We start from the raw sequence: 4,865 nt of genomic DNA on the forward strand, positions 1-4,865 counted from the left end.
ATCCGTGAAACTCTGACCTGTGGCAAGTGAGGGCCGCTCGCCCTACACGTTTGTCCGCACACGGTCGAGCGAGAATCTCGACCCTCCATTTTTTTTTAAACTTAGCACTTCGCACCTAGTACTTAGACCCCTGCGCTTTGCGCAGCCTTCCAGTTTTTTATCGACCACTCGAGGGCTTCCTCGACAGGGCGGAGCTTGATCCCGGCGGCGACGAGTTTGTCCGTATTCAAAACACAATTTGAACGCGGCGTGATTGCAGCCTTAGCCATAAAGTCTGATTCGTTTTCAAAGAAGCTGAATTCTTTATTTGATAGTCCAGCTTTCTGAATCATGTCAATCACGTCTTTGGCCGATACTGAGCCCGGATTGGTTAGGTTATAAATTCCTTTAGGACAATCATTCATATAAAGCTGCCACGCAGCCTTCACAAATTCATCTAGCTGTGAAAGTGAATTAACCGCATTCAATATCCGGTCATAACGCAGGAGTTTAGAAATGTAATTCCGAGGGGAATCCTTTTCATTAAAAGGAATCCTCAACCTTAACCCGTAACAATTTGCGTCATCTCTCAAAACTTCTTCACCCAGTGCTTTAGTCCCACTGTAGAAGCTGCAATATCCCGAACGAAAAGAAAAGTTTGGAGTATCAGTTTCCTTAAAACCTGATCCGTCAGGCGTATTCCCCGTATAAATACACCCTGATGAAATCTGAATCCATGGCAATTGATTCATCTCACAAACACGACTGATCACACCGGGCAAAACCGCATTCCCGAGCAGACATTCATCCTTATGAGACTCACAGGCATCGACATTTGGTTTCCCGGTATATCCTGCACAATTAATCAAAACATCCGGCCTATAGTCTTTAATAACCTGCGATAAAGCCTCCACCTTATAATAATCAAAATCCTTCCGGCTCAGATTCTGAAAAGATATCTGACGAGTTTCTAAAAACTCCCGGAAAGCAGTACCGACATATCCATTACCACCGATTAATAAGACTTTTTTATCCATAAGTTTTTAATATTTAAAGTAATAGTATCAACTATACAATTGCAGCTAATTGGTTGATTGACTTTTTTAGTTTTAGGTTCGAGAGAGTCATCTATGCAAAAATGCATCCTTTACGATCCGTGCATTTCTTTCCCAAGAATTTTCTTCAATAAATCGATGATAATCCGGTAAGGGCGGATTTCTAGTAAAGTCCTGAACTCCATCAATGATCGCCTCCTGAGAATCAGGCTCGACCCATATTCCCAAACAATAATCCTTAACGATCTTTTGGAGGTTACCCTGTCCCCCTGATGCGATCACTGGTTTTCTGTAACGTGCAGCTATATTAGCAACGGCACTGGCAGAACGGAATGAGGCAGAATACGTCAGCGCGATTAAATCGCTCGCATTAAATAAATCTGCGGCTTCCTGATCAGGGATGAATTTTGTCTGCCAATGACAGCGATCCTTTACTCCCGCTTTTTCTGCTAAGGACTGATAATATTCGATTCCTTTCTGTGATCCGCTTTGTTCATGACCCGCGATGATCAGATGGCACTTTGGCAATTCCTTGAGCGATTGAATTAATAAATCAAGATTTTTTCCATCACGAATAAATCCAAAACTTAACAAGACTAATGAATCTGTAGGAATATTGAGTTTGGATAAAACTTTCCACCTCTCTTTGCTTGGTTCGGGGTACTGATATATTCCTTGAGGAATCAGGAATGTCTTGTCTTCAGAGAATGGAATCCCGATTTTCTCATGGAGGAATGCATGATCGAGAAAGGAATAGGCCTCTCGAATCGACCATTCATGCCACCATTTCGGCCCTACTTGGAAGTTTCTCACCGGATCATGAATGACTGAAGCAATTTGCATAGGCATTTTTTTCTTCAGGCCCCGAATTCTCCATGCCCATAAAGGTGACAGGTATTCATAATAGGAAGAAAAGAGAATCGTATCAGGACGCACTTCTTCAGAGACCTGACATAAAGTTTTTATATCTCCTACGAGTTTACTGATCCAATTGACACGCCGTTTTATTTTTCCTATTTTTCGGCTCTCAATCGAATAGAGCTGAGGGATAACCGTGATTCCCTGTAGTTTCTCCTGATGAATATATCCCGGACTACAAAGAAAGGTGACATCTACATTTTGATCCCGCAGCGCCAATGCCTGATATAAGCCATAATCAGCCATCCCCCCACGGTCAGAATTCATCATATAGAGAAGTTTCATTAAAACTAGTTCTTGGTTTTTTGTATTTGGTTCATTGTGCAAATAATTATTCTTTCCTCATTCTATCTTCCCTATTCCGCATCCTATTCGCCATTTTTCGTAGGTCAGGCTTCTGCATGACCTGCCCTCCGATTCCATCCTTCCCAGACAATCAGAAGATTGTCCCTCCATTTGGAAAATCTGTGTCAATCAGTGATGTCTGTGAATGAACACGCTGCAAAGATGACAAGTGAGTGCCGCTTGATCTACATATTTCGACTTTTAACTTTTGTTTTTCGTCAATCTGGTCGAGCGAGAATCTCGGACGCTCCATTTTTTTTTTAAACTGAGTGCTTCGCACGAGCACTTAGAACTTCTCTTCTTCGAGCTTTTTCCTGAGTCCCATTGCCGCCTCTATAGCCTTATCCATATTATAATATTCCCACTCGGCAAAACGGCCCAAAAGATGAAATTGCTTGAGTGCAAGCTGCTTCTTCAAAGCAGTGATTTGATCACGTGTATCTTTATGATGGATGATATAGGAGTTTTTCTCATGGTTGGATGCTAGGGGACTGAGATTCCCGGGCAATTTACTGACCTCGAGTTCCATTTCATCTTGGGTGTACTCACCTGAAAACTCCACCACACAGGTCATCCGATCCTGCCGGGTCACACCCCCATTATTTGTCGGGCTGAATCCTCCTGTGTAGATTATCCTATGGGCCTGAGTCTCCTTACCCGGCAAATACATCCATGATCTATCTGTAGAGTCACATTCACAAAAGAGATTTGAGGTGCTGTTAGATCGGAGTGCACTCACTGATGCCAGACATGCCCCCAGTTCCGGCTGATTATGATGGATGAGATTTTTTAATTTCCGCACATCTCCACAATAGACAATATGATCAAAAGTCCCCTGACCATTTAGAGTCCATCCATTTTGCACATTCTCTATTCGAGTCACCGGCGTATTGACTCGGATATCTAAACCCTCAGAAATCCGGTCGATAATGAATTGTGAACCGTTTTCTTTTGCATAATAGAATGTAGAATGAACCATCTGTTTCTCTACTTGCCTGGTGATATTCCGGAGAAGTATTTGTTTAATATCCGGCATGGGCAATTTGCCCTCTAACCATTCGAGGGGGATTTCTGACAGATCAGTATGCCAAATTTTTTGGTTATAAGGGCCAAAATAGAGCTCATAAAGGGTCTTCCCAAAATTTCCTCTTAGAAAGGCCTCAAAATCGAGGTATTCCCCTTCCCCAGCATGAAGTAGGTCATCTAATATTGCTGATACCGTCTCTGCCGGGAACTCGTAAAGATAATCTTCTATCGGGTAACCAATCACTTTCCCATTAATAAAGATTTTAGCATTACGTTGGGCTTTCAGAAATTCCTGATCACGGTCAAAGAATCCCCAGAACCAATCTAAAACCTCCTGATTCCGACTATTAAAAACATGTCCACCGACACGATGAAAAAGGTTACCCTTGATCCGGTCACATTTGACCAGTCCACCCGGCTTACCCCCTTGCTCAAATACCGTGACTAAAAAACGGTCTTTGAGCAGTTGAGCAGCGGATAGTCCGGAAATTCCAGCCCCTATGATAGCGACTTTTTTCATAATTTGATAAAAGAGTGAATAACGAACAGTCTCTGCCAATAATCACACACTACTGCGGCTTTAATCTTTTACGACAATCTCGGCATTGGGTTTTTCCTCGAATAAGACCTTCCAGATAACCTTTGATCCAATACCATTTGGTGCCATAGACAAAGAGCAAAATTCTACCAAGCGGATGATCTACACCCTTAGATGCGAGTCTCCGGGTAGCTGGAAGAAATCTCCAGCAACGAAGGATAAAAGAAAGCAATGCGACTAAAATGAGTGCCAGACCTACCAGAGAAAACAAAAACGAGAGCACAATCCCGCCCACAAGACATATCAGCTCCATCAAAAAACGTCCGCCAATGAGGAGGGCTGCACGACGGTGGATCAAAGCCTCTCCCTCACCCACCCCATATCTGTAGGATTCTTTGAAGAAGGCTTTCAAATTTTCGTGGCGGTGCCAGTAACACCGGACACCTGGCGCCCCCACACGTCGACTTCCGGCCTTTTCGATCATATAATGAAAGGCCGCATCATCACCAGCGAATGTTAAATCCTCAGGATATTTCCCGAGTCTTTCCCATACACTTTTAAGGTAGGCAATAGAGCGGGAGGAACTGTAGCTATCCGCACGAGCATTAAGCTTCTGATCCCCTTTTAATGCCCATTCCGTCAAAGCCCATGGCCCATTGAGACTCTCATTTTTTACCGCCCAGCTGCCAATGACCAAATCAAGAGAAGAATCATGGAGTAGCGGTGTCACTAATTCCTCAATCCACTCAGGATCCCATTCACAACCAATGTCCGTGGACACGATCAAATCCCCCGATGCCTTTTCTATCGCGAGATTACGGCCCCGGGCGACATTACATTTTTTCTCCTGTATTGCGATCACCTTAGGTCTTTGGTCATTCTGAGCAGACTTTTTGAGAATCAACTCCCAAGTGCCGTCACTGGATCCTGCATCTGTCATAACGATCTCATCGGGAAGCAGCGACTGAGCAGACATCGACTCGAAAAAAGCTTTAACGCCCTCA

General features: G+C 43.6%; 4 protein-coding genes. All 4 read right to left on the reverse strand.

What is annotated here, in order from left to right; translation table 11 throughout:
* Nucleotides 1-122 precede the first annotated feature (122 nt).
* Complete coding sequence (locus tag SGI98_13220; GenBank protein ID MDZ4744364.1) at nt 123-1,016, reverse strand: sugar nucleotide-binding protein; 894 nt, start codon at nt 1,014-1,016, stop codon at nt 123-125.
* Between the two features lie 87 nt (nt 1,017-1,103).
* Nucleotides 1,104-2,222, reverse strand: coding sequence for a glycosyltransferase family 4 protein (locus SGI98_13225; GenBank protein MDZ4744365.1), 1,119 nt, complete (start codon nt 2,220-2,222; stop codon nt 1,104-1,106).
* A 361-nt stretch (nt 2,223-2,583) separates the two neighbouring features.
* Entirely contained in the window at nt 2,584-3,843 is a 1,260-nt protein-coding gene (locus SGI98_13230) for an FAD-dependent oxidoreductase (protein MDZ4744366.1), read from the reverse strand.
* 49 nt (nt 3,844-3,892) lie between these two features.
* The coding region (locus tag SGI98_13235; protein ID MDZ4744367.1) for a glycosyltransferase at nt 3,893-4,865 on the reverse strand (973 nt) is incomplete at its 5' end.

The sequence above is a fragment of the Verrucomicrobiota bacterium genome (assembly GCA_034440155.1).
Lineage (GTDB): Bacteria > Verrucomicrobiota > Verrucomicrobiia > JAWXBN01 > JAWXBN01 > JAWXBN01.

Excerpts from the sequence above, each read along its gene's own strand:
- SGI98_13220 (MDZ4744364.1), bottom strand. The coding sequence starts at position 1,016 with ATGGATAAAAAAGTCTTATTAATCGGTGGTAATGGATATGTCGGTACT.
- SGI98_13225 (MDZ4744365.1), bottom strand. The coding sequence starts at position 2,222 with ATGATGAATTCTGACCGTGGGGGGATGGCTGATTATGGCTTATATCAG.
- SGI98_13230 (MDZ4744366.1), bottom strand. The coding sequence starts at position 3,843 with ATGAAAAAAGTCGCTATCATAGGGGCTGGAATTTCCGGACTATCCGCT.